This window comes from Ideonella alba (assembly GCF_018069875.1).
Classification (GTDB): Bacteria; Pseudomonadota; Gammaproteobacteria; order Burkholderiales; family Burkholderiaceae_C; genus Ideonella; species Ideonella alba.
The window spans coordinates 133,589-157,571 of record NZ_JAGQDF010000012.1 but is presented as its reverse complement, the minus strand read 5'-3'; the positions used below and the strand labels follow the sequence as shown (position 1 = coordinate 157,571).

Annotated in this window: 22 protein-coding genes; 7 read left to right on the top strand and 15 right to left on the bottom strand. The window is 69.7% G+C overall.

The window, feature by feature from the left end; translation table 11 throughout:
* Nucleotides 1–22: 22 nt before the first annotated feature.
* Genes KAK07_RS19250 through KAK07_RS19220 form a run of 7 tightly spaced genes read right to left on the bottom strand, consistent with a single transcriptional unit; the run spans nt 23 to nt 7,489 of the window.
* Nucleotides 23–1,054: a sugar phosphate isomerase/epimerase family protein gene (locus tag KAK07_RS19250; protein WP_210862661.1), complete on the bottom strand. Its 1,032-nt coding sequence runs from the start codon at nt 1,052–1,054 to the stop codon at nt 23–25.
* A gap of 35 nt (nt 1,055–1,089) precedes the next feature.
* Nucleotides 1,090–1,488 carry a C-glycoside deglycosidase beta subunit domain-containing protein gene (locus KAK07_RS19245; RefSeq protein WP_210862659.1) on the bottom strand — a complete coding sequence of 133 codons (399 nt, stop codon included), beginning with the start codon at nt 1,486–1,488 and terminating at the stop codon, nt 1,090–1,092.
* A 25-nt stretch (nt 1,489–1,513) separates the two neighbouring features.
* On the bottom strand, nt 1,514–1,906 hold the full coding sequence (locus KAK07_RS19240; RefSeq protein ID WP_210862657.1) for a C-glycoside deglycosidase beta subunit domain-containing protein: 393 nt from the start codon (nt 1,904–1,906) through the stop codon (nt 1,514–1,516).
* Nucleotides 1,907–1,925: 19 nt separating this feature from the next.
* Nucleotides 1,926–2,936, bottom strand: coding sequence for a sugar phosphate isomerase/epimerase family protein (locus tag KAK07_RS19235; RefSeq protein ID WP_210862655.1), 1,011 nt, complete (start codon nt 2,934–2,936; stop codon nt 1,926–1,928).
* A 29-nt stretch (nt 2,937–2,965) separates the two neighbouring features.
* The gene (locus KAK07_RS19230) at nt 2,966–4,153 is read right to left on the bottom strand and encodes a Gfo/Idh/MocA family protein (protein ID WP_210862653.1); all 1,188 of its coding nucleotides are present in this window, start codon (nt 4,151–4,153) and stop codon (nt 2,966–2,968) included.
* A gap of 1 nt (nt 4,154) precedes the next feature.
* Entirely contained in the window at nt 4,155–5,213 is a 1,059-nt protein-coding gene (locus tag KAK07_RS19225) for a sugar phosphate isomerase/epimerase family protein (RefSeq protein WP_210862651.1), read from the bottom strand.
* A 56-nt stretch (nt 5,214–5,269) separates the two neighbouring features.
* Entirely contained in the window at nt 5,270–7,489 is a 2,220-nt protein-coding gene (locus KAK07_RS19220) for a TonB-dependent receptor (protein ID WP_210862649.1), read from the bottom strand.
* 242 nt (nt 7,490–7,731) lie between these two features.
* On the opposite strand from KAK07_RS19220, the gene KAK07_RS19215 reads away from it, so the two are divergent.
* The gene (locus tag KAK07_RS19215; RefSeq protein ID WP_210851613.1) at nt 7,732–8,724 is read left to right on the top strand and encodes a LacI family DNA-binding transcriptional regulator; all 993 of its coding nucleotides are present in this window, start codon (nt 7,732–7,734) and stop codon (nt 8,722–8,724) included.
* Between the two features lie 16 nt (nt 8,725–8,740).
* Here KAK07_RS19215 and KAK07_RS19210 read toward each other — a convergent pair whose 3' ends face one another.
* From KAK07_RS19210 to KAK07_RS19175, 8 genes are all read right to left on the bottom strand, one after another.
* Nucleotides 8,741–9,130, bottom strand: coding sequence for a C-glycoside deglycosidase beta subunit domain-containing protein (locus KAK07_RS19210; protein ID WP_210862648.1), 390 nt, complete (start codon nt 9,128–9,130; stop codon nt 8,741–8,743).
* A complete protein-coding gene (locus KAK07_RS19205; protein WP_210862646.1) occupies nt 9,130–10,143 on the bottom strand; it encodes a sugar phosphate isomerase/epimerase family protein in 1,014 nt (337 codons plus the stop codon). The genes KAK07_RS19210 and KAK07_RS19205 overlap by 1 nt, the downstream gene beginning before the upstream one ends.
* Nucleotides 10,143–10,625, bottom strand: a complete 483-nt coding sequence (locus KAK07_RS19200) for a nuclear transport factor 2 family protein (RefSeq protein WP_210862643.1) — start codon at nt 10,623–10,625, stop codon at nt 10,143–10,145. The genes KAK07_RS19205 and KAK07_RS19200 overlap by 1 nt, the downstream gene beginning before the upstream one ends.
* Nucleotides 10,622–11,605 (bottom strand): fumarylacetoacetate hydrolase family protein, encoded by a 984-nt coding sequence (locus KAK07_RS19195; protein ID WP_210851609.1) that lies wholly within the window; start codon nt 11,603–11,605, stop codon nt 10,622–10,624. The genes KAK07_RS19200 and KAK07_RS19195 overlap by 4 nt, the downstream gene beginning before the upstream one ends.
* A 4-nt stretch (nt 11,606–11,609) precedes the next feature.
* Complete coding sequence (locus tag KAK07_RS19190; RefSeq protein ID WP_210851608.1) at nt 11,610–12,413, bottom strand: cyclase family protein; 804 nt, start codon at nt 12,411–12,413, stop codon at nt 11,610–11,612.
* A 17-nt stretch (nt 12,414–12,430) separates the two neighbouring features.
* Nucleotides 12,431–13,561 carry an FAD-dependent oxidoreductase gene (locus KAK07_RS19185; RefSeq protein WP_210862642.1) on the bottom strand — a complete coding sequence of 377 codons (1,131 nt, stop codon included), beginning with the start codon at nt 13,559–13,561 and terminating at the stop codon, nt 12,431–12,433.
* A gap of 67 nt (nt 13,562–13,628) precedes the next feature.
* Nucleotides 13,629–14,579 (bottom strand): VOC family protein, encoded by a 951-nt coding sequence (locus KAK07_RS19180; RefSeq protein WP_210862639.1) that lies wholly within the window; start codon nt 14,577–14,579, stop codon nt 13,629–13,631.
* Nucleotides 14,580–14,596: 17 nt separating this feature from the next.
* A complete protein-coding gene (locus KAK07_RS19175) occupies nt 14,597–15,763 on the bottom strand; it encodes an alpha/beta hydrolase family protein (RefSeq protein ID WP_210862637.1) in 1,167 nt (388 codons plus the stop codon).
* A gap of 102 nt (nt 15,764–15,865) precedes the next feature.
* Here KAK07_RS19175 and KAK07_RS19170 point away from each other — a divergent pair, with 102 nt between their 5' ends.
* From KAK07_RS19170 to nirB, 6 genes are all read left to right on the top strand, one after another.
* Complete coding sequence (locus KAK07_RS19170; protein WP_210862635.1) at nt 15,866–16,795, top strand: LysR family transcriptional regulator; 930 nt, start codon at nt 15,866–15,868, stop codon at nt 16,793–16,795.
* A gap of 40 nt (nt 16,796–16,835) precedes the next feature.
* Nucleotides 16,836–18,107, top strand: coding sequence for a nitrate regulatory protein (locus KAK07_RS19165; protein ID WP_210862633.1), 1,272 nt, complete (start codon nt 16,836–16,838; stop codon nt 18,105–18,107).
* A gap of 311 nt (nt 18,108–18,418) precedes the next feature.
* Nucleotides 18,419–19,666, top strand: coding sequence for an ABC transporter substrate-binding protein (locus KAK07_RS19160; protein ID WP_210862631.1), 1,248 nt, complete (start codon nt 18,419–18,421; stop codon nt 19,664–19,666).
* Nucleotides 19,667–19,685: 19 nt separating this feature from the next.
* Complete coding sequence (ntrB, locus tag KAK07_RS19155) at nt 19,686–20,606, top strand: nitrate ABC transporter permease (protein ID WP_210862629.1); 921 nt, start codon at nt 19,686–19,688, stop codon at nt 20,604–20,606.
* Nucleotides 20,603–21,406 (top strand): ABC transporter ATP-binding protein, encoded by an 804-nt coding sequence (locus tag KAK07_RS19150; RefSeq protein WP_210862627.1) that lies wholly within the window; start codon nt 20,603–20,605, stop codon nt 21,404–21,406. Before ntrB ends, KAK07_RS19150 begins: the two co-directional genes overlap by 4 nt.
* The gene (gene nirB / locus KAK07_RS19145) at nt 21,403–23,982 is read left to right on the top strand and encodes a nitrite reductase large subunit NirB (protein WP_247664472.1); all 2,580 of its coding nucleotides are present in this window, start codon (nt 21,403–21,405) and stop codon (nt 23,980–23,982) included. Before KAK07_RS19150 ends, nirB begins: the two co-directional genes overlap by 4 nt.
* Nucleotide 23,983: the final 1 nt, after the last annotated feature.

The following is a 23,983-nucleotide window of genomic DNA, read 5'->3' as shown; positions in this document are numbered from 1 at the left end:
GACAGCGGGGCACCAATGGGGCTCACGCCGCCGCTCCGGTGTGGCGGGCGATCACGCGCCGTGCCTGGGCCTGGTGCTTGGCCACCATCTCGAAGGCATCGACGTTGCGCATGTAGAGGTGGCCCTCCCACTCGCTGGACATGAAGCCGGTGAAGCCGCCGTCGTGGAACACCGGCAGGATGCTGTTGTAGTCGATCGAGGCCTCGTCGCCGTTGTCGTCGAAGTCGTAGAACTTGCCGTGCACGTGCACCACCTGCGGCATGATCTCCTTCCACATCTCGGCGGTGCCGGGGCTGAGGATGTTGAACATCACCGCCAGCGCGCTGACATCGGCCGGGTCGGCGTTCAGCGGCTCCACGCGGCGGGCAAACTCCTGGCGCTTCCAGCCGGCGTCCTTGGGCAATTGCCACACCTCCAGCGCCAGCTGGATCAGGTCTTCCGGCAGCTCCTGGCGGCGCAGGTTGGCGATGTAGGTGGCGGGCAGCCGGCTGGCGCAGCAGCCGAAGTCGGGCACGAAGCCCAGCAGCGGCGAATTGGCCTTGGCATAGGCCTCGCGCCAGGCCATCACCGGCGGCGAGCTGGGGTTCAGCGGCGCGTGCACTTCCGGGCCGATCTTGATGCCGTGCTTCTCCAGCAGCGGCAGCAGGCGGATGATCACCTCCACCGGCGCGGCGAACTGGCAGCGGATGGTCGGGAAGCCCATCTTGGCGGCGGCCTCGATCTGCGGCGCGTGGTAGGCCACGGCCTCGTCGATGCTCATCATCGTGCCGCGGCGGATCGCCATGTCGGCGTTGATGCTCAGGCAGCTGGGCGTCAGGCCGTACTTCGCCATCAGGTCCTTGAAGCGGGCGGCAAAGTCGTCGCTGACGTTCGGGAAGCCGCGGATGCTGGAGAAGCCGATGATCTCCAGGCCCGGGCCGAGCTGGCGCTTGGCCACTTCGGCGATCAGGTCCTCGAAGCCGTAGCGGCGCTCATGCCACTCGTTGGTGAAGCTGTACAGCGTGGAGCCGAGCTGGAAGCCCTTGGGCGCGGCGGTGGTCTGGGGTGCGTTCATGGTCAATGCGTCTGTGCGGTGGAGGTGGCGCGCCCTCAGGCGGCCTGAACGTGTGCGTCACCGCGGGTCACATGGGTCAGCATCGGGATGTAGGGCGGGTACAGGTTCAGCGTGACGACCACATGGTGCGGGCCGCTGGCCAGCGGCTGGGGCGTGGGCACATGCAGCAGCACCGAGTCCTGGATGAACCAGGACACGCCGGTCTGCTCGGGCAGCTCGGCCAGCGTGTAGCGCCGGCCCTCATATTCGACGGTGGCGCCGTCCAGCGGCACGGTCTGGCCGTCGACCACCAGCTGGGTGGGCATCACCACCGACAGCGGCAGTGAGCGGTACCAGGGCAGGCGCAGGTCCAGCACCAGGCCATCGGGCGTGATGCGCGAGTCCTCGGGGGTGATCAGGTAGTCGCTGAAGGCGTTCTTGAAGAAGCGGGCCATGGCAGTGTGTTCGTGTGGTGGCGGGTCAGACCGCCAAGGTGAGGGGTCGGCCGGTGCGGGTGGTCGGCACGAAGGGCAGGTAGGAGACGCGGTAGCGGATCGCCAGATCCACCTGGTGCGCGCCGGGCACCAGGCCGCCCGGGCGCGCCACGAGGACGCGGGCCTTTTCGCCGAAGTTCCATTTCTCGTCGAAGCAGCGCTCCATCTCGTCGAGGCTCCAGCTGCGGCCGCGCAGCGCCAGGCGCACGGCCTCGCGCGGCACGGCCTGGCCGTCGATCGAGACGGCAATGTCCTCGACCATCGACAGGCCCAGGCCGCGGTAGTAGGGCAGGCGCGCCAGCAGCGCGAAGCCGGTGGTGTGCCCGCCCTCGACGACGTTCTCGAAGCCGTCGTCGCAGAGCATGTGCTGATCCATCATGGGGTGTTCTCCTTGGCGTTCAGGCCTGCAGCGCCGCAGGGATCGGCTCGTCCAGCAGCCGGCACAGCATGCGGTGCTGGCGCTTCACCTGCTCGACCGATCGCACCGGGTGGGCGTCCTCGATCCAGCGGTTGCCTTCGTACTCGGAGCAGATGTAGCCCTGGTAGCCGCCCTGCTTCAGCACCGCGACGATCTCGTCGTAGGGGATGGAGTACTCCACGTCGTCCTCGGTCATCTCGTAGAACTTGCCGTGGATGTTGTGGATGCGGTGCATGAAGTCGAGCATCCGTTTCGGCTCGAAGGCGGCGTTGTGGCGCAGGGTCTCGGCCATCGCGATCGCCGGGCCGGTGCCGCCCATCTGCTGCACATCCAGCAGCACGTACTCGCTGAGCACGCGGTCCTGGTAGGCCTGCTCGATGTAATCTGCGATGTGCCGGGGCACACCGTTGCGGACGAAGCGCTCCTTCCAGACCCGCGGGAAGCGGTGCACGAACATGCCCATGTCGGGCAGGAAGCCCAGGGCCCGGGAGCCGGACTTCTCGTAGGCCTCGGCGTGGCGGACGATCCAGGGGTGGTCGAAGTGCAGCGGCGCGTGCACCTCCAGCAGGATGGTGATGCCCTTGTCCTCGGCATAGCCGGCGCAGGCCACCAGCACCTCGGGGGCGACCGACACCAGCGAGCGGATGTAGCGCATGCCCAGCGCGGCGCCGAAGTCGATGTCCTTCTTCACGCTGGCCACCTGCTCGGCAAAGGGCATGACCTGGCCCTTGACGCGTTTGTAGTCCAGCATGAAGTCGTGGCAGACCGGGGTGGTGCCGTAGCGCTCCATCAGCGCGTGCCAGTGGGCGATCTCGGCGGTGGGCATGCCGACCTCGGGCCAGCCGGTGAAGCTCTGTTCACCCACGACCTCGATGCCCAGCGCGCCGATCTCGGCGCAGGTGCGCACGCAGTCCTCCAGCGTCATGTGGCGCAGGAAGGTGTCGTTCTGGAAGCTGTAGAGGCTGACCCCACGCCGGATCTGGTGGCTCATAGTGGTGCTCGTTGGAGGGGTGGGAGGCGTCACGGCGTCGGCAGCTTGACCCAGCGGCCGCCTTGCCGCGAGGAGCGCTGCACCGCTTCGATGAACTGCACGCCGCGCAGGCCGTCGTCGATGGTCGGGAAGTGGCTGGCCTTGTCGGGCTTGCCGGCCTTGCCGCCGCGCGCTGCGCGCAGGTGCTGGGCGACTTCGCTGTAGATCGTGGCAAAGGCTTCCAGGTAGCCCTCCGGGTGGCCGCCCGGAATGCGATTGACCCGGGCGCCGGCCTCGCCGAAACCGGCCCCGCCACGCTCCAGCAACTGCGTGGGCTGTCCGAAGGGCGTGAAGCGCAGCTGGTTGGGCTGCTCCTGCGACCACTCCAGGCCGCCCCGGCTGCCGTAGACCCGCAGGCGCAGACCGTTCAGGTGGCCCGGCGCCACCTGGCTGGCCCAGATCGCGCCGCGCGCGCCGTTGGCGTAGCGCAGCAGCACCTGGGCATTGTCATCCACCGCACGGCCGGGCACGAAGCTGCTGAGCTCGGCGCACAGCTCGGCCAGCGCCAGGCCGCTGACGTAGTCGGCCAGGTGCCAGGCGTGCGATCCGATGTCGCCGATCGCGCCGCCGCCGGCCTGGACCGGGTCGGTGCGCCAGGCGGCCTGCTTCTGGCCGGTGGTTTCCAGCGGCTCGGTCAGCCAGTCCTGCGGGTACTCGGCCTGGACCACGCGGACGTCGCCCAGCCGGCCGTCCTTCACCATCTGGCGCGCCAGGCGCACCATCGGGTAGCCGCTGTAGTTGTGGGTGACCGCAAAGATCAGGCCCTGCTTTCTGGCCAGCGCGGCCAGCTTCCTGGCGTCGGCGCTGTGCACAGTCACCGGCTTGTCGCAGATGACGTGGATGCCGGCCTTCAGGAAGGCGGTGGCGATCGGCGCGTGCAGGTGGTTGGGGGTGACGATGGCCACCGCCTCGATGCCGTCGTCGCGCGCGGCCTCGGCGCGCGCCATGGCCTCGTAGTTGTCGTAGACGCGGTCGTCGGCCAGGCCCAGTTCGCGTCCCGAGGCCAGGGCCTTGTCGGGCGAGGCCGACAGCGCGCCGGCCACCAGTTCGTACTGGTCGTCCAGACGCGCCGCGATGCGGTGCACCGCGCCAATGAAGGCGCCCTGCCCACCGCCCACCATGCCCAGGCGGATCCTGGCCGGCTTGCGGCCTGCCGTGTTCTTGCTGGCAGCCACCATGTCAGTTCAGCCCGAGCATGCGGCGCAGTTGAGCGGGATCCGCGGCGCCGCCGGCGAAGTCGTCGAAGGCCTTCTCGGTGACGCGGATGATGTGGTCGCGGATGAAGGGCGCGCCTTCGGCGGCCCCCTGCTCCGGGTGCTTCAGGCAGCACTCCCACTCCAGCACCGCCCAGCCCTTGAAGTCGTACTGGGCCATCTTCGAGAACACCGCCTTGAAGTCCACCTGGCCGTCGCCCAGCGAGCGGAAGCGCCCGGCCCGGTCCTGCCAGGACTGGAAGCCGCCGTAGACGCCCTGGCGGCCGGTGGGGCGGAACTCGGCGTCCTTGACGTGGAAGACCTTGATGCGGTCGTGGTACAGGTCGATGAACTGCAGGTAGTCCAGTTGCTGCAGCACGAAGTGGCTGGGGTCGTAGGCGATGTTCAGGCGACGGTGGCCGCCCACGCGCTCGAGCAGCATGTCGAAGGTGACACCGTCGTGCAGGTCCTCGCCGGGGTGCAGCTCGAACGCGATGTCCACGCCCGCCTCGTCGTAGGCGTCGAGGATCGGGATCCAGCGCTTGGCCAGCTCGTCAAAGGCGGCCTCCACCAGGCCGGCCGGCCGCTGCGGCCACGGGTACAGGAAGGGCCAGGCCAGCGCGCCGGGGAAGCTGATGCTGGCGTTCAGGCCCAGGTGCTGCGAAGCCTTGGCCACCTTCAGCACCTGGTCCACCGCCCAGCGCTGGCGCTCGGCGGGCTTGCCGCGCAGGGCCTCGGGGGCGAAGGCGTCGAAGGCCTCGTCGTAAGCCGGGTGCACCGCCACCAGCTGGCCCTGCAGGTGGGTGGACAGCTCGGTGATCGCCACGCCGTTCTCGCGCGCGATGCCGGCGAACTCGTCGCACCAGGTCTTGGATTCGGCGGCGCGGTCCAGGTCGAACAGACGCGCGTCCCAGGTGGGCACCTGGACGCCGCGGTAGCCCAGCGAGGCGGCCCACTGCGTGATCGCGGGCCAGGAGTTGAACGGCGCCTGGTCACCGGCGAACTGCGCCAGGAAGATCGCCGGTCCTTGGAGGGTGGTGCTCATGGAAAAGGCCTTGGGGAAAAGGCGGCCCCGGCGGGTTGCCGGGGCCTGGTCACGCATCAGAAGCTGTAGCTGGCGCGGACGCCGTAGGTGCGCGGGTCGCCGATGAAGAAGCTGCCCGGCACGCGGCTCTCGATCGTGATCTTGTCCTCGATGTTCTTCACGAAGAGCTGGACCTGGGTCTTCTGGTCGGGGCTGGTCCAGCCGAGGCTGGCGTCGCTCTTGCGGAACGAGGGCTGGCCGTAGCGCACGCCGGCGGCCGGATCGCTGATCGTGTAGCCCGAGTTCAGTCGGGTCCCCACGGTGGCGGTGATGTCGGCGCCGGACTCCAGGTTGAAGCGGTGGCTGTAGCCCAGGCTGACCACGCTGCGCGGCGCGCGGTCCAGACGCTGACCGCTCCAGTCATCGGTGGCGTTGGGCTTGTAGGTGCCGAACTTGGCGTCGGTCAGCGCCACCGAAGCACGCAGCTGGCCGTTGTCGCTGACCAGCCAGCGGGACTCGATCTCGGCGCCGTTGATCTTGGAGCTGGCCGCGTTGGTGGTCACCGAGCCGCAGGTCGACGGATCGTTGGTGCGGCAGACCACCGAGTTCAGCTGCATGTCCTTGTAGTCGTAGTGGAAGAGGCTGGCGGTCAGCTGCAGGCGGTCCTGCATCAGCTTGCTCTTCACGCCCAGCTCCACCGCGGTCAGGTTCTCGGGCTTGTAGGTGCCGGCGGTGACCTGGTCGTTGAAACCGCCGGCCTTGTAGCCGGTGGCCACCGAGCCGAAGACCATGGTGCCGGGCGTCAGGTCGTGGTCCACACCCAGCTTCCAGCTGGTGTTGCTGAAGGCCACGCCGGTGGAATAGGCCGCGGGGCTGGAGGTGGCTGGCGGCGTGGCGGGCGTGCCGGCCAGGGTGTCGGAGCCGGTCTTGTCGTCCTTGGTGTAGCGCAGACCCATGGTCAGTCGGGTCTCGGGCTGCAGCGCGTAGGTGGCCTGACCGAACACCGCCTTAGACTTGTTGCGCACGTCCACGTTGAAGGGCACGGTCACCGTGAAGCTGCCGAAGGGCGCGGTGATGAAGGTGCGGTAGATGGTGTCGCGGTGCACCTTCTCGTCGAACAGGTAGGCGCCGGCCACCCAACGCAGCGGGCCGCTGCCCTGCGAATTCAGGCGCAGCTCATGCGAGGTGGATTCGGCGGTGCCCGGCACCTCGCCGCGGAACGGGAAGCCGAAGTAGACGCCGTTCTGGACCTCGTCGACCTGGCTCTTCATGTAGGCCAACTGGTAGGTCAGCTCTGCAAAACCCAGGCTGCGCTTGTATTCGGCGCGCAGCGCGTGGGCGTCGTTGTCGCGGTGGGCATCCGTGGCCTGGAAGCGCAGGCCGGTGGTGCGCTGGGCGGCCGAACCGCGGTCGATGTAGACCGGGTTCTGGATGTTGTTGCCGGTGTCGGGCGGCGAGAAGGGCAGGCGGTCGATGTAGGTGCCGGTGAAGAAGTTGCCCATCGGCACCGGCGTGGCGCCATTGCCGCCCTGATGGCTGGTTTCGGCGGTCAGCAGCAGCGAGCTGTCGGCCGAGATCTTGGCCAGCAGATGTACGCGGCCGGCGTAGTCGCTCTTGCTTTCCAGCGGAATATCGGTGTTGGGGCCGGGGTTCAAGTAGGTGTCGCGCTGGGTCTTGCTGGCAGCGGCGCGCAGCGACAGCACATCGTTGATCGGCACATTGATCATGCCCTCGATGCGGCGCGCCCCGTAGTTGCCGATCTCACCCTCGATGCGCGCACCGAAGAGCTTGGCGGGCTTGGCAGTGATCAGGTTGATCGCGCCGGCGGTGGCGTTGCGACCGTACAGCGTGCCTTGCGGACCACGCAGCACCTCGATGCGGTCCAGGTCGAGGAAGGCGCCCATCTGGGCTTCGAAACGGGCGACATAGGCGCCGTCGACGTTGAAGGCCGCCGAGGGGTCGCCCTTCTCGGTCATGTCCAGGCTGACCACGCCGCGGATGGCGATCTGCAGCTTGCCGCTCTCCTGCCCCATCTGCAGGTTGGGCGTGACCTCGGCCAGGCCGCGGGCGTCGGTGATGCCGGCGTCCTTCAGGTCGTCGGCACTGACCACCGACAGGGCCACCGGCGTCTTCGACGCCGGCTGGGCGGTCTTCTGGGCGGTGACCACCACTTCCTGGATCACGCCGGCCTTGCGGTCGGTGGTGTTGGCGTCCTGGGCCCAGCCAGGCAGGCTGGCGGCCACCAGGCCGGCGGCCAGGAGCACCTGGCTCAGGGGAGTGAGTTGCTGCTGCGACATCGGTTTGTCTCCTAGGGGTGTCGTGGCGGTCGATTGCCGGTGTCGGGCGCGCCGTGCATCGACCGTGGGCGGGGATCAATCAGCGGAACGAAAGGTAAGCGCTTTCCTCGCTTTCCCACACTAGGGTTTCTACTTTTATCATAGGTAGATTTCCTGAGTGACCGGCGAGACGTTTGGACAGCAAGTCACCATATCAGGCAGAATGGGAAAGCACTTTCCAGCCGCTGCGCGCGGCACGCCCCATGAAGAACCTGCCCTCCATCGACGAGGTCGCCCGCCTGGCGGGGGTGTCCATCGCCACCGTCTCGCGGGTGATGAACAACAGCAAGCCGGTGAACCCCGAGACGCGCAAGCGCGTGGAGCGTGCGATCGCAGCCACCGGCTACCGCGGCAATGCCGCCGGTCGCAGCCTGGCCATGGCGCAAAGCCACCTGCTGATGGTGCTGGTGCCCGACTTCGCCAATCCGTTCTATGCGCAGATCGTGCAGGGCGTGGAGTCGGTGATCCGGCCGGCGGGCTACAAGCTGCTGCTGACCGACGCCGCCGGCGACGAGGCCCCGCACACCACCGCGCTGGATGCGATCTACAACCGCCTGGCCGACGGCGTGATCAACCTGGCCCACCTCAATGACGACGGCACGCTGCTGGGCGAGCTGCGCAACCTGCCCTGGGTCAACTGCTCGGAGTACCTGCCCAAGGCCGGTCCGCCCTACGTCAGCATCGACCACCGCCAGGCGGCGATCGACGCGGTGCAGTTCCTGCTCAACCGCGGTCACCGCCGCATCGGGCTGATCACCGCCGACGAAACCTACCGCTGGGCGCAGCTGCGCCATGAGGGCTACGAGATGGCCATCGAGCGTGCCGGTCTGAAGCCGGATGCGCAACTGGTGCGGCTGGCCGCCAGCCTGGACTACGACGCCGGCGCGCAGGCCGCCGGTGGACTGCTGGCGCTGCTGGAGCCGCCGACCGCGGTCTTTGCGGTGTCGGACACACTGGCGATTGGCGCGATCAAGGCCTTCCGACGCGCCGGTCGGCGCGTGCCCGAGGACATCGCGGTGGTGGGCTTTGACGACCTGCCGCTGTCCGCCGTGTTCGAGCCGGCGCTGACCACGGTGTCGCAGCCGATGCGCGAGCTGGGCGCCACCGCCGCCGAGATCCTGCTGGCGCGGCTGAGCGGCCAGCGCCCGGCCTCCCGCACGCTGGGTCATCAACTGGTCGTGCGCGATTCGGCTTGAAGGCCTGCAGCCCCGATCAGCCGAAGCGGATGCGCTTCTCGTCGTGGTTGACGCTGGGAAAGGGCATGTAGGAGATGCGCAGGCGCTGCTGCAGCGCCAGCGTGTGCTCGCCCCGGGGAAAGCCGCCCGGCAGCGCCACGCTGATGGTGGCGGGGGCGCCGAAGGCCCAGCGGCGCTCCAGCGCGGTCTCCATCTGGTCCAGGGTCAGCGGGCCCGGGCCTTCATTGAAAGTGATGGCCTCGCGCGGCAGCGCCTGGCCGTCGATCGAGACCTTCAGGTCCTCCACCATCGACAGGCCCAGGCCGCGGTAGTAGCCCAGCTTGCTGGTGAACGAGAACCCGGTGGGCGCGTCGGCCGGTCCGGTGTTGGCCACCGACGCTGGGTCGATGATGTACTTGTCAAACATCACTGGGCTCCTGCTGGCTGCGCCTGCTCGGCCTGGGCGATCAGCCGCTCGAACATCACATGCTGGCGGCGCACCTGCTCGCGGCTGTCCACCGGCTGCACGTCCTGGATCCAGCGGTTGCCTTCGTACTCGGACGACAGCGTGCCCTCCCAGCCGGCCTTCACCAGCTCGGGAATCACCGCCTCGTAGTCCAGTGACGGGTCGCGGCAGTCCTCGGTCATCTCGTAGAACTTGGCCTGGATGTGGCGGAAGTAGGGCGCGAAGTCGCCGATGCGCCTGGGGTTCGCGTAGGGGTTGTGGCGCAGGCTCTCGGCCATCGCCACCTCGGCCTTGTTGCCCTGCATCTTCACCGCCACCTCGTAGATCGTGTACTCGCACATGATCTTCTGCTCGTGGCTGTCGACGATGAACTGCGTCACCTCGGGCCGTGCGCCCTGGCGCTCATAGCGCGCGCGCATCACCGGCGGGTAGTGCTTCATGAAGATGCCCATGTCGGGCAGGATGCCCAGGTGCCGGGTCTTCAAGCGGTCGGCCACCTCGATCGTGCGCTGGATCCAGGCGTGGTCCAGGTACCAGGGCGCATGCACCTCGACGCCCATGTGCACGTCGAGCTGCTCGGCCAGCGGCACGCAGCGCTCCAGGATGTCCGGGCGCACGAAGATGAGAATGCGCATGTTGCGGATGCCCAGGCGGTGGCACAGCCGCAGGTCGCGCTGGATGCTCTCGACCTGCTCGTCGTCGGTGAGCAGCCGGTCCTTGTGGCGCTTGGTGTCCAGGAACATGTCATAGCACGAGAAGTGCGCGCCGTGGCGGGCCAGCATCTCGTGCCACTGGGCGATCTGCGCGTCGCTGATGTTCGGGAAGGTGGGCATGTTCTGCTCGGGCAGGATCTCCACCGCGCGGGCGCCGATGCTGGCGCTGAAGGCGATCACGTCCTCCACGCTCATCTGGCCCAGGAACATCTCTTCCTGGAAGCTGTAGAGGCTGATGCCTCGCTGGATCTTGGAACGCATCAAGCGGTCTCCGTAGGCAGGGAATGGGCACAGACGGACCGGCCGGTCTCGTCAAAGCCCCAGTGTTCGACGATGCGGCCGGCGTCGATGCGGAACAGGTCCAGGCGCTGGTGGCGATCCGTCCCTGAGCCGACCCAGGTGTGCACCACCGCGCGGTCGCCGTCCAGGAAGACACGCTCGACCTCGACGAAGAAGTCGGGCTCGGCCAGCTTGCGCGCCAGCATCTCGATGGCCGCCTGGCGGCCGCCGGGGCGTGACGGGTCATGGTCACGGAAACCGGTGCGCACCACGCAGGACTCGAAGGCCGCGCGCACCTGGCGGCGGCGGTAGAACAGGTCGACGAAGCGCTCCATCAGCTGGCGCGGATCATCGCCCAGGCCAGACGGCAGCGGCGGTGCCACGGGCGGTGCCACCGGCGCCCGGTTCGCGCCCGAGGACAGCGCCAGGTGCTGCCCGGCGCCCAGCAGGCGCACCCGCGTCACGGCGCCCCCGCCGCCACCACGCGCTGGTCGATCGCGCCGAAGGGGCCGGGGCGGCCATCGGCGTGGCAGGCCTGCAGGCGCACCCGGTCGCCAAAGCGCATGAAGCCGCTGCGGATCTCGCCGTGCGCCAGCTTCTCGATCATGCGGCGCTCGGCAATGCAGGCGGAGCCGGCGCCGCGCTCGGCGTTGGACACCGTGCCCGAGCCGACGATGGTGCCGGCGCTCAGCCGCCGCGTGCGCGCCGCGTGGGCGATGAGCTGGCCGAAGTCGAAGTTCATCTCGCTGGCCGAGGGCTCGCCGAAGCGCTCGCCATTCCACTGCACGTGCAGGCGCAGGTTCAGCCGGCCGGCCTGCCAGGCCGGGCCCAGCGCTTCGGGGGTGACGGCGATCGGCGCGAACGCGGTGCTGGGCTTGGCCTGCAGGAAGCCGAAGCCGGTGCGCACCTCGTGCTGGCCCAGCGCGCGCAGGCTCCAGTCGTTGAGCTGCACCACCAGGCGCACGGCGGCCAGGGCCTGGGCCGGCGTGGCGCCCATGGGCACGGCGTCGACGATGACGCCGAACTCGCCCTCGAAGTCGATGCCGTGGGCCTCGGAGGGCAGCGGCACGTCCTGATGCGGCCCCAGGAAATCGTCGCTGGCGCCCTGGTACATCACCGGCACGGTGTCGAAGTCGGGGATCGGCGGCGTGCCGAAGGCGCTCTCCATCAGCCGGCCGTGGTTCAGGAAGGCCGAGGCGTCCAGCCACTGCGGCGCGCGCGGCAGCGGCGCGGCGCAGGCCGCAGGATCGAAGGCGAAGCCGCCCTCGCCTGCGTCCAGCGCGGCGGCCGCAGCGCGCAGCGCGGGCTCGGCGGTGGCCCACTGCTGCAGCGCGCCGATCAGCGTGGTCCAGGGGGCGGGGGCGTGGGCGGCGCGGGCGCCGTCGCTTGCAACGATGATCAGGCGGCCATCCAGGCTGCCGTCGTTCAGGGTGGCCAGTCGCATGGCGTCAGTCCTCGAAAATGGCCACGGCGCGGGTCCAGCCGGCCGAGGCGCCACGGATCTTGTGCGGGAAGCAGCTGACCAGGAAGCCGTGCGCGGGCAGCGCCTCCAGGTTGTGCAGCTTTTCCAGGTGGCAGTAGCCGATGTCGCGGCCGGCCTTGTGGCCTTCCCAGATCAGCGCCTTGTTGCCGGTCTCGGCCACCTTCTTCGCGGTGTACGAGAAGGGCGCGTCCCAGCTCCAGGCGTCGGTGCCGGTCAGTCGCACGCCGCGCTCGAGCAGGTACATCGTGGCCTCGTAGCCCATGCCGCAGCCGGCGCCCAGGTAGTCGGGGTGGCCGTAGCGCGAGCCGGCGCGGGTGTTGACCAGCACGATGTCCAGCGGCTGCAGCGTCCAGCCGATGCGTGCCAGCTCGGCCTCGACGTCGGCCGCGGTGGCCACATAGCCATCGGGAAAGTGGCGGAAGTCCAGCTTCACGCCAGGCTGGTAGCACCACTCCAGCGGCACCTGGTCGATCGTGATGCTGGGGCGCGCGCCGCCGTTCTTCGCGTCCTGCGTGGAATGGAAGTGCCAGGGGGCGTCCAGGTGGGTGCCGTTGTGGGTGGTCAGCGTCACCCACTCGGCGGCAGCGGCCTCGCCCTCGGGATAGTCCTCCGGCGTGGTGCCCGGGATCATCGCCATGAACTCGGGCAGCGTGTCCTGGTGCTTCTGGTAAGTGATCTTCGGCGCCAGCGGCGGCGGATCGGACAGCACATCGTTCTCCAGGTAGATCGACAGATCCACCAGGCGGCGGGGGCGTTGCAGCGGTCGCATCGTCGGCGGCTCCCGTCTCAGATCGGCTGCGCCAGCGCCATCAGCGACGTGCGCATGATGTGGGCGTGCTCGTCCTTGTCGCCGCCCTCCATCTCGATCTGGCCCAGGCGGGCCGAGTTGTCGACCACCATGCGGCAGCGCTCATAGCGGCGGGCCTGGAAGGCGGCCAGCGACTCGGCCACGCTGGCGTGGCGCGCCAGCTCATCGGCCAGCACGATCGCATCCTCGATGCCGATGCAGGCGCCCGAGGCCAGGTGCGGCGTGGTGGCGTGCACCGTGTCGCCGATCAGCACCACGCGGCCGCGGTACCAGTCGCCGCGCACCAGCATGCCCTCCAGCGGGCGAAAGACGATCTGCGAGGCGGGGCTGATCTGGGCGCGCAGCGCCTGCAGCATCGGGTCGGGAAACGGGGCCAGCAGTGCGCGCAGCGTGTCGGCGAAGGTGGCCGGGTCGACATGGTCGTTGGTCGGGCGGCGCTCGGTGACGAAGAGGTAGAGCTCATCGGCCGAGACCGGGTTGACACCGGGCTTGACCGCGCCGCCCATCCACATGGTGATGGTCTTGAGTTCGTCGGGCCGCGGCAGCACCGCGCGCCATACGGCCTGGCCGCTGTAGGCGGGCCGCGGGGCGTCGGGCAGCAGGGCCCCGCGCACCTTGGAATACAGGCCGTCGCTGCCGATCACCAGGTCGTAGCGCTGACGCTGGCCGTCGGTGAAGCGGACCTCCACGCCCTCGGCATCCTGCTCGATCGACGTGAAGGTGCAGCCCAGGCGCACGGTGGCGCCGCTGGCGCGGGTGGCGTCGGCCAGGATGCGGGCCAGCACCGGGCGCATGATCGCGCCGCCGCCGGGCACGTCGGGGCCGGCGATGCGCGGCGTGGGCAGCTCGCCGATCGGCTGGCCGTGCGGCAGGCGCAGCTGCACGCCGTCGCTGGCCGCGCCCTGCTGCAGAAAGGCGTCCAGCACGCCGAGCTGGCGGAAGGCGCGCAGCGTGGCGCCGCCCAGGCTGATGCCGGCGCCGTAGTTGCGCCATTCGGGGTCGATCTCGACCAGGTCCACGTCAGCGCCGTGCTTGCGCAGTTCGATCGCGGCGGACATGCCGGAGAAGCCGCCGCCGATGATCAGGATGCGTTGGGCTGCGAGGGTCATGGGATGTCTCCTGGGGGCCGGCGAGGTGGTCCTCGCCTGGGGGTGGGTGGTGCGTACAGCGAGCGGCTCAGCGGGGACCGCCGGCCCCGGGGGGCGGGCCACCGCCGGGGAACCACTTGTCGCGCGGCTGGAACAGGAAGGCCTGCGAGGCATCGGCGCTCAGCGGCACGCTGCGGGCGGTCCAGGCGTCGTCGTGGCGGTCCATGTCGGCGTCGTACTCGACATGGGTGGCCAGCGGGCTGTTGAAGTACCAGAACCAGTTCGAGCCCATCTTGTGGCGGCCCGGCCCCCAGAACGACTGGTAGCCCTTGGCCACCAGCCGGTAGCCCGACTGCAGCACCGCGGTGGGGCCGCTCATGTGGAAGGTGAAGTGCTCGACGCCCTTCATGAACGGCGGCGTCTGGATCAGGAACAGCGTGTGGTGGTCGTCGGTGCCCGCCGGGCGCAGGAAGGGGCCGGCGCCCTCCAGCCGATCGGTGCATCGAAAGCCCAGGCGCTGGGTGTAGAACGCGGCGGCGCGCGGCTCGTCGGGCACGAAGTAGACGACGTGCGACAGCGTCAGCGGCCGGTGCGGCATGTCCTCGGCCACCGCCACCGCGTTCAGGCCGCGCGCGGGCTGACCGGGTGCGTTGGCGGCCTCGCCGGCCACCTGCAGCGGGCGCCGCACGGTGAGCTGGAAGCCCAGCACGAAGCCCATGTCGTCCGCGGCCTCGATCGAGCCGTCGGGCAGCTGGCGCACCTCGCGGTCGCGGCCCAGTTCATTGGCGATCGCCGCCAGCGTGGCGGCGTCCTTCACGCCGTAGACGGTCTTGCGCAGCAGGCTGGCGGTGCCCATCGGCGGTGGCAGCGCGGGGTCGTCGGCACGGGCGATGACCACGGCGGTGCCGTCCTCGGCCTCGAAGCGGCCGCCGGCCTCGGTGAGGCCAACCGGCGTCAGGCCGTAGTCGGTGAGGAATTGCGCGCAGGCGGCGACGTCGTCGACGCCGAAGACCAGCGCATCGGGTCCGATGATCTGCATGGTGGGGTCCTTGGTGCTCAGGCGGCGGTGCGGCCGCCCAGGGTCTCGGCCACCCAATCGGCGATGTAGTGGCCGGCGTTGATGCTGTTGTCGAAGCTGGCGTGCTGGCTGCCGCCCTCGCGCTCGGTGAAGACCTTCAGCTCGCGCTTCGGGCTGTTGACCAGCTGCTCGTAGGTGCGCTCGGCCCACTTCAGCGGGATCTGCGAGTCGTTGGCACCGTGCGTGACCAGGAAGGGCACACGGATCTGCTTGACCACGCCGTCGAGGTGCACGTCCTCGGCGATGCGCATGAAGTCCTCGATGTCCTTGGCTCCCCAGACCCAGCACACATGGGCCCAGTAGTGCGGCACCGGGAAGTTGCCTTCCTTCTCCAGCCGGCGCTTCTGCACGTCACGCCAGTCGTGGTTGGCGCCCCAGGCCACGCCGCAGGCGAAGCGCGGCTCCATCGCCACCGCGCGCGGGCAGTAGTAGCCGCCCAGCGAGACGCCCTCGCAGCCGATGCGCGCGGCATCCACCTGCGGGTGCTGCTCCAGCCAGTCGACGACGCGGCTGGCCCAGTGCTCGGTGTCGAAGCGCGCGGTCAGGCCGTGCAGGCGCAGCGCCTCGCCGGTGCCCGGCTGGTCCACCACCAGCGACGAGACCCCGCGCTGGGCCAGCCAGCCCGGCAGGCCGACCAGGTACTTCATCTCCTTGGTCGAGTCCAGGCCGTTGAGCTGCACCAGGATCGGCGCGCGCTCGCCGGGCTGCAGGCCCTGGGCCGGCCGGTACAGCGCCGACAAGGTCTTGCCCTCATACGGGATCTCGACGCGCTGCACCGGATCGCCCAGCAGCGCCGAGCCCTTCTGGAACAGCGCCAGCTCGCGCTGGTACAGCGCCAGGCGGCCCGGGGCGTGGTGGGCCTGCAGGCGCTCGGCGGTCAGCAGGTAGCTGGCGGCGCGGCGGTATTTCTCGCCGGCGCTGAAGCGGCGACCGCGCGACTCGTCCTCTTCGGCCAGGCCGCAGAGCTGGTCGGCCATGCGCACCCAGGTCTCGCGGAAGGCCTGCGTGCCGGCGGCGTCCGGGGCCTTGGCGGCCTCCTGCAGCGGGGCGCACATGGCCTCGATCTCGCCGATGCGCGCGCCCATCTCGATCGCTAGATCGACCGACAGGTTCCAGACGTAGTTGGTGGGGAAGTACCTGAACATGGGGCGCAGTCTTGCGGCCCGGACGCGTTTGGAAAAGCGGATTCGATCCATGTCATGATTCGATGAAACCGAATCATCAAGGGTTATCCCTCGGATCCATCGATGCGATTCAACCGCCTGGACCTGAACCTGCTGGTCGCGCTGGACGCGTTGCTCACCGAGCGCAGCGTGACGCGCGCGGCCGCGCGGCTGAACCTCAGCCCCTCGGCCACCAGCGACGCGCTGGCCCGGCTGCGCGAGTACTTCGACGACGAGCTGCTGGTGCAGGTGGGTCGGCGCATGGAGCCCACGCCGCGCGCCGAGGCGCTGCAGCAGCCGGTGCGCGACGTGCTGGTGCGGGTGGACAGCACGATCGCCACCCAGCCCGATTTCGACCCCGCGCGCAGTGAGCGGGTGTTCCGCGTCTTCGCCTCGGACTACACGCAGATGGTGATCGGCCCCCAGGTGATGGCGCTGGCCGCCGGCCAGGGCGCGAGGGTGCGCATCGACTTCCTGCCGCAGATCGCCCAGCCGCACCGCAGCCTGGAGCGGGGCGAGGCCGATCTGCTGGTGCTGCCGCAGGCCCTGCTGTCGGCCGAGCACCCCAGCGAGGTGCTCTACCAGGAGCGCTTCGTCTGCGCGGTCTGGCAGGACGGCGCGCTGGCCCGCGGCGCACTGACCCGCGCGCGCTACCTGGCCGCCGGCCATGTGGTGATGCATCCGCAGGACGCCGCGTCGGCCTCGTACGAGGACTGGTTCATCACCCGGCTGGGCGTGACGCGGCGCATCGTGGCGTCCAGCTACGGCTTTGCCACGGTGCCGGGGCTGCTGGTCGGCACCGACCATGTGGCGACGATGCACGAGCGCCTGGCGCGCCTGTTCCTGTCGGTGTGGCCGCTGGTGGTGAGGCCCTGCCCGATCGAGATCCCGCCGATGCAGCAGGCCGTGCAGTGGCACAAGTACCGCCGCCAGGACCAGGGCATCGCCTGGCTGCGCGGCCTGTTCACCCAGGCCGCGGCGGTGCTGCCGCCGTCGCAGCGCGAGCCCGCCTGAATCGCCGACGGCACGGATGTTGCTGCCAGTGGGTGGGTCGATGAAATCCGCCCTGTCCTTCCTGAAGGCTGCCAAGCGCAGCGAGATCGCCAGCCTGCGCCGCCTGGTGCTGACCGGCGCCCTGGTCAACGCCGTGGGTCGCCTGGTGCATGCACTGCAGCGCGAGCGCGGCCTGTCCAACCTGTTCCTGGGTTCGCAAGGGCGCCACTGGGCCGATGAGCGCCTGGCCCAGGTGGCCGGCAGCCAGGGCCTGCAGGAGGAGGTGCTCTACGCCTTCGAGCAGCTCGACACCGACACCGGGCCCAGCGGCCACCGCGCCCGCCTGTTCGCGGCCATCGCCTACGCGATGCAAGGCCTGGCGGCGCTGGGCACGCTGCGCGAGCAGGTGCAGGCGCGCCACTGGTCGGCGCCGCGCGCCACCGAGGCCTATGTGCGTGTGATCAGCGCGCTGCTGGCGGTGGTCTTCGAGGCGGCGGACAGCGCCCTGGACCCGGACATCTCGCGCCACCTGGTGGCCTTCTTCAACTTCCTGCAGGGCAAGGAGTTCGCCGGTCAGGAGCGAGCGGCGGGCTCGGCCCTGTTCGCCGCCGGTCGCGCCGAGACCGACAGCCAGCAGCGCCTGCTGCACCTGATCGAGTCGCAGGAGCGCTGCCTGCAAGTGTTCGCCGATGTCGCGGGCCCCGGACTGTCCACCACCTGGCAGCAGTTGCAGCGCCCCGACCACCTGCTGCCGCTGGAGCGCCTGCGGCGCGTGCTGTGCACCACGCCCGCCGACGGCCCGCTGGACACCGGCCTCAGCCAGGTCTGGTTCGACGCCTGCACCGCCCGGCTCGACGCGATGAAATCGGTCGAGGACGCGCTGGCCAGCGAGCTGCAGGCGCTGTGCGGCCAGCGCCTGCGCGCCACCGAGCAGGAGCTGGCCGAGCTCGAACGCCTGGGCGACCAGTTGCGCGCCGCCGGGCCCAGCGCGCCGGACAGCGCCTTCTTCGACGAGCCGACCGGGGCCGCCGTCCTGCCGGCCAGCCTGGCGGTTGGCCCACCGGTGGACGGCTCGGTCCTGGCCCTGGTGCGCGACCAGGCGCGGCGCCTGCAGGCGATGGGCGACGAGCTCGACACCGTGCGCGCCAGCCTGAACGAGCGCAAGACCATCGAGCGCGCCAAGGGCCTGCTGATGGCGCACCGCCAGCTGGGCGAGGACGAGGCGCACAAGACCATGCGCCAAATGGCCATGAACCAGAGCCGCCGCCTGGTGGACGTGGCCGAGGCCGTGCTGGCCATGGCCGCGGTGCTGCCGCCCCCGCCCGGCCGTTGATGCACTGCCGCAGTGCCTGCGGGCGCTGACGCACCAGCCTCGTGCGTGGCCGATGGCCCCGACGCTACCCCGCCCAGCCAGACATTCCCCAGGAAATTCAATGACTTGCCGCGCCACCCCGGGTGAACCCTGGGTCTGGCACGGGTTCTGCTGAGAAGAGCTCAAGGCACCGCGGCCAATGGCGGTTGTGGTGCGATGAAGTCTTCCCGGACACGGACAACGGCGTCCATTGCCGGCTTGCACCCGCAGGCCTGGCGATGGGCGCCGTTGTCGTTTTCCGACCCCGTTTCTTTTGGCCTCAGGAGTTGCCCATGACCACCCGCACCCCCGATCCGTCGCGCCGCGATGTGCTGAAGAAGGGCGCCGCCGTCGGCGCCGCCACCGTGTTCTCCAGCCTGGGCCACAGCGGCGTCTGGGCCGCCGGCTCGGACAAGCCCGAGAAGGAAGAAGTGAAGATCGGCTTCATCCCGCTGACCGACTGCGCCAGCGTGGTCATGGCCAGCGTGCTGGGCTTCGACAAGAAGTACGGCGTGACCATCGTGCCCAGCAAGGAAGCCAGCTGGGCCGGCGTGCGCGACAAGCTGGTCAGCGGCGAGCTGGACATGGCCCACGTGCTCTACGGCCTGGTCTACGGCGTGCACCTGGGCACCGCCGGTCCGAAGAAGGACATGGCCGTGCTGATGAACCTGAACAACAACGGCCAGGCCTTCACGCTGTCGAAGGCGCTGGCCGACAAGGGCGCGGTCGATGGCCCGTCGCTGGCCAAGCACATCGCCGCCAACCCGCGCGAATACACCTTCGCCGGCACCTTCCCCACCGGCACCCACGCGATGTGGATGCACTACTGGCTGGCCAGCTTCGGCATCAACCCGCTCAGCGGCGCCAAGCTGATCACCGTGCCGCCGCCGCAGATGGTGGCCAATATGCGCGTGGGCAACATGGACGGCTTCTGCGTCGGCGAGCCCTGGAACCACCGCGCCATCATGGATGGCATCGGCATCACCGCCAACACCACCCAGGACCTCTGGAAGGACCACCCGGAGAAGGTGCTGGGCACCAGCGCCGAGTTCGTCAGGAAGTACCCCAACACCACGCGCGCCGTGATGATGGCCGTGCTCGAGGCCGGCAAGTGGATCGACGCCGGCCTGCAGAACAAGATGAAGATGGCCGAGACGGTGGCGCAGAAGGCCTACATCAACACCGGCGTCGACGCGATCAACCAGCGCATCCTGGGCCGCTACCAGAACGGCCTGGGCAAGACCTGGGACGACCCCAACCACATGAAGTTCTTCAACGACGGGCTGGTGAACTTCCCCTTCCTGTCCGACGGCATGTGGTTCCTGACCCAGCACAAGCGCTGGGGCCTGATGAAGACCCACCCCGACTACCTGGCCGTGGCCAAACAGGTCAACCAGGTCGATCTGTACAAGTCGGTCGCCAGCGCCATGGGCATCAGCGTGCCCAAGGACCCGATGCGCAGCAGCAAGCTGATCGACGGCAAGGTCTGGGACGGCAAGGACCCGGCCAAGTACGCCGACTCCTTCGCCATCAAGGCCTGAGGCCGAAAGGGACGCCACCATGGTCGCTGCCATCTTCCATTCGCCGATCGAGGCCGCCGCGGCCCCGGTTCCGCCGGCCGCTGCGCCGGCGCCTGCCAAGTCCGCCCCGCTGGAGAGCGCGCCCGCGCCCACCCCCGCACCGCGCCGTCCGCCACGCGACTGGCGCGGCCTGTGGATGGCGGTGCTGCCGCCGATCTTCGGCCTGGGCCTGCTGGTGCTGGTGTGGCAGGGCATTGCGTCCACCACCGGCAGCGGCATCCCCAAGCCGGCCGAGACCTGGGCGCAGGCGGTGAAGGTCTTCTCCGACCCGTTCTACCGCAACGGCCCGAACGACCAGGGCATCGGCTGGAACATCCTGTCCTCGCTCAAGCGCGTGGGCATCGGCTTCGGCCTGGCGGCGCTGGTGGGCATCCCGGCGGGCTTCGCGATCGGCCGCTCGGTGTTTCTCTCGCGCATGTTCAACCCGCTGATCAGCCTGCTGCGCCCGGTCTCGCCGCTGGCCTGGCTGCCGATCGGCCTGCTGGTCTTCAAGGGCGCCAACCCGGCCGCCATCTGGACGATCTTCATCTGCTCGATCTGGCCGATGATCATCAACACCGCGGTGGGCGTGCAGCGCGTGCCGCAGGACTACCTGAACGTCGCCCGCGTGCTCAACCTGAGCGAGTGGAAGGTCTTCACCAAGATCCTCTTCCCCGCGGTGCTGCCCTACCTGCTGACCGGCGTGCGCCTGGCGGTGGGCACGGCCTGGCTGGTGATCGTGGCCGCCGAGATGCTGACCGGCGGCGTGGGCATCGGCTTCTGGGTCTGGGACGAGTGGAACAACCTGAACGTCTCGTCGATCATCATCGCGATCTTCGTGATCGGAGGTGTCGGCCTGTTGCTGGAGGCCGCGCTGATCCGCCTGGCCTCGCTGTTCACCTACGAGGAGGTCAAGGCATGAACACCGCCAAGTACATCGAGATCCAGGGCGTCGCGCAGACCTTCAAGACCAAGCAGGGCCTGTTCCCCGCACTGCGCGACATCGATCTGAGCGTGGCGAAGGGCGAGTTCGTCGCGCTGATCGGCCACTCGGGCTGCGGCAAGTCCACGCTGCTGAACCTGATCGCCGGCCTGACCGCGCCCACCGAGGGCGTGCTGCTGTGCGCCGACAAGGAGATCAAGGGCCCCGGGCCGGAGCGTGCGGTGGTGTTCCAGAACCACTCGCTACTGCCCTGGCTGACCTGCTTCGAGAACATCCACCTGGCGGTGGAACGCGTCTTCGGCGGCCGCGAGAGCAAGGCGCAGCTGAAGGCCCGCACCGAGGCCGCACTGGCCCTGGTGGGCCTGGGCCACGCCGCGGGCAAGCGCCCCGGCGAGATCTCCGGCGGCATGAAGCAGCGCGTGGGCATCGCCCGGGCGCTGTCGATGGAGCCGCAGGTGCTGCTGATGGACGAGCCCTTCGGTGCGCTGGACGCGCTCACCCGCGCCAAGCTGCAGGACGAGCTGCTGGAGATCGTCGCCAAGACCCGCGCCACCGTGGTGATGGTGACGCACGATGTGGACGAGGCGGTGCTGCTGTCCGACAAGATCGTGATGATGACCAACGGCCCGGCCGCCACGATCGGCGAGGTGCTGCACGTCGAGCTGCCGCGCCCGCGCAGCCGCGTGGCGCTGGCCGACGACGCGCAGTACCAGGCCTACCGCAAGGCGGTGATCGACTTCCTCTACACGCGGCAAGGCCATGTGGAGAAGGCGGCATGAGACACCCCGCCATGGCACCGCACACCCATGTGGTCGTCGCCGGCAACGGCATGGTCGGCCACCGCTTCGTCGAGGAACTGCTGCAGCGCATCCCCGACCTGCCGGCCGCCGGTCTGCAGGTCACGGTGCTGGGGGAGGAGCCGCGCGCCGCCTACGATCGCGTGCACCTGAGCGAGTTCTTCGCCGGGCGCAGCGCCGACGATCTGTCCCTGGTCACGCCCGGCTTCTACGAGCGCCCCGGCCTGACGCTGCGCCTGGGCGCGCGGGTGGCCAGCATCGAGCGGCGCGAGCGCACGCTGCGCCTGGCCGACGGCGATCAGCTGCACTACGACCAGCTGGTGCTGGCCACCGGCTCGGTGCCCTTCGTGCCACCGATCCCGGGCCGCGACCGCGACCATTGCCATGTCTACCGCACGATTGAGGACCTGCAGGCGATGCAGGCCTCGGGTGCGGTGTCGTCCAGCGGCGTGGTCATTGGCGGCGGCCTGCTGGGGCTGGAGTGCGCCAAGGCATTGCGTGACATGGGCCTGGGCACCCACGTGGTGGAGTTCGCGCCGCGCCTGATGGCGGTTCAGATCGACGAGGCCGGCGGCGCACTGCTGCGCCGGCGCATCGAGGGCCTGGGCGTGCAGGTGCACACCAGCCGCCAGACGCTGGAGATCACCGACGGCGCCACGGCGCGCCACCGCCTGGTGTTCGCCGACGGCACCCACCTGGAGACCGACATGCTGGTCTTCTCGGCCGGCATCCGCCCGCGCGACGAGCTGGCGCGCCAGTGCGCACTGGCCGTGGGCCCGCGCGGCGGCGTGGTGATCGATGACCAGTGCCGCAGCAGCGACCCGGCGATCTTCGCGATCGGCGAGTGCGCCGCCTGGAACGAGCAGGTCTTCGGCCTGGTGGCCCCCGGCTACGAGATGGCGCGCGTGGTGGCCGCGCAGGTGGCCGGCGAGGCCACGGCGGCCTTCCGCGGCGCCGACCTGTCGACCAAGCTCAAGCTGATGGGCGTGGACGTGGCCAGCATCGGCGACGCCCAGGGCCGCACGCCAGGCTGCCGCAGCATCGCCTTCAGCGACGAGCCCAAGCAGCTCTACAAGCGCCTGGTGCTGAGCGCCGATGGCAAGACCCTGCTGGGCGCGGTGCTGGTGGGAGATGCCAGCGAGTACGGCACGCTGCTGCAGTACGTGCTCAATGGCCTGGCGCTGCCGGCCGCGCCCGAGCAGTTGATCCTGCCCGCCGGCGACGGCGCCCCCGTGGGCCTGGGCGTGGACGCGCTGCCCGACACGGCCCAGATCTGCTCCTGCAACAACGTCAGCAAGGGCCAGCTCTGCGGCGCCATCGCCGAGGGCGTGCACGAGCTGGGCGCGCTCAAGGCCTGCACCCGCGCCGGCACCTCCTGCGGCGGCTGCGTGCCGCTGGTGCAGCAGGTGCTGAAGGCCGAGTTGAAGCGCCAGGGCGTGGCGGTGACCAACCATGTCTGCGAGCACTTTCCGCACTCGCGCCAGGAACTGCATCACCTGGTGCGCGTGGGCGGCATCCGCAGCTTCGGCGAGCTGATTGCCAAGCACGGCCGCGGCCATGGCTGCGACATCTGCAAGCCGGCGGTGGCCAGCATCCTGGCCAGCTGCTGGAACGACTTCGTGCTGGCCCCGAAGCACCTGCCGCTGCAGGACACCAACGACCGCTTCCTGGCCAACATCCAGAAGGACGGCACCTACTCGGTGGTGCCGCGCGTGCCCGCCGGCGAGATCACGCCGGCCCAGCTGATCACGATCGGCCAGATCGCGCAGCGCCACAAGCTCTACACCAAGATCACCGGCGGCCAGCGCATCGACCTGTTCGGCGCCCAGGCGCATGAGCTGCCGCAGATCTGGCGCGAGCTGGTCGACGCCGGCTTCGAGTCGGGCCATGCCTATGGCAAGGCGCTGCGCACCGTGAAGAGCTGCGTCGGCTCCACCTGGTGCCGCTACGGCGTGCAGGACTCGGTGGGCATGGCGCTGCGGCTGGAGCACCGCTACAAGGGCCTGCGCGCGCCGCACAAGATCAAGTTCGGCGTCTCGGGCTGCACCCGTGAATGCGCCGAGGCGCAGGGCAAGGACGTCGGCGTGATCGCCACCGAGCGGGGCTGGAACCTGTATGTGTGCGGCAACGGCGGCATGAAGCCGCGCCATGCCGAGCTGCTGGCCAGCGACCTGGACGAGGCCGGCCTGATCCGCGCGATCGACCGCTTCCTGATGTTCTACATCCGCACCGCCGACCGCCTGCAGCGCACCAGCACCTGGCGCGACAACCTGGAAGGCGGCCTGGACTACCTGAAGGCGGTGGTGATGCAGGACTCGCTGGGCATTGGCGAGGAGCTGGAGGCCGCGATGGCCCAGGTCATCGGCGCCTATGCCTGCGAGTGGAAGGTGGCGCTCCAGACCCCGGCCACGCTGCAGCAGCTGCGCACCTTCGTCAACAGCGAGGCCGGTGACGCCAACGTGGTGTTTGTCGAGGAACGCGGCCAGCCGCGCCCGGCCACGCCCGAGGAAAAGCGCGCGCTGCAGGCGCAGCCGGCCGCCGAAGCCACCCCCGTCTGAG